The following is a 582-nucleotide window of genomic DNA, read 5'->3' as shown; positions in this document are numbered from 1 at the left end:
GGGTACGTCCGCCGCACGGCGGCGGGAATCTGGAGCTGGCTGCCGCTGGGCAAGCGCGTGCTGGACAACGTTTCGCGCATCGTGCGCGAGGAGATGGACGCGATCGGCGCGCAGGAGGTGCTGCTGCCCGCGCTGCTGCCGCGGGAGGCGTACGAGACGAGTGGGCGCTGGGACGAGTACGGCGACCTGCTCTTCAGGCTCAAGGACCGCAAGGGCGCCGACTACCTCCTCGGCCCCACCCACGAGGAGATCTTCACCCTCACCGTCAAGGACCAGTGCACGTCGTACAAGGACCTGCCGGTGATCGTCTACCAGATCCAGACGAAGTACCGGGACGAGGCCAGGCCGCGCTCGGGCGTGCTGCGGGGGCGCGAGTTCCAGATGAAGGACTCGTACTCCTTCGACGTCACGGACGAGGGCCTGGCCGAGTCATACCGGCTGCACCGTGACGCGTACACCCGCATCTTCGCGCGTCTGGGCCTGGACTACCGGATCGTGTCGGCGGTCTCCGGGGCGATGGGCGGTTCGGCGTCGGAGGAGTTCCTGGCGCCGGCGGCGGCCGGTGAGGACACGTTCGTGGAC

The 582-nt window shown here is 68.9% G+C and carries 1 protein-coding gene; it reads left to right on the top strand.

Going from position 1 to position 582, the window contains the following annotated elements:
- The coding region (locus tag KUM32_RS39530; RefSeq protein WP_308408841.1) for an aminoacyl--tRNA ligase-related protein at window positions 1-582 on the top strand (582 nt) is incomplete at both ends.

Source organism: Streptomyces sp. AC627_RSS907 (assembly GCF_019049165.1).
The sequence above is the reverse complement of the archived record's forward strand: the minus strand, read 5'-3'. Positions and strand labels throughout refer to the sequence as shown.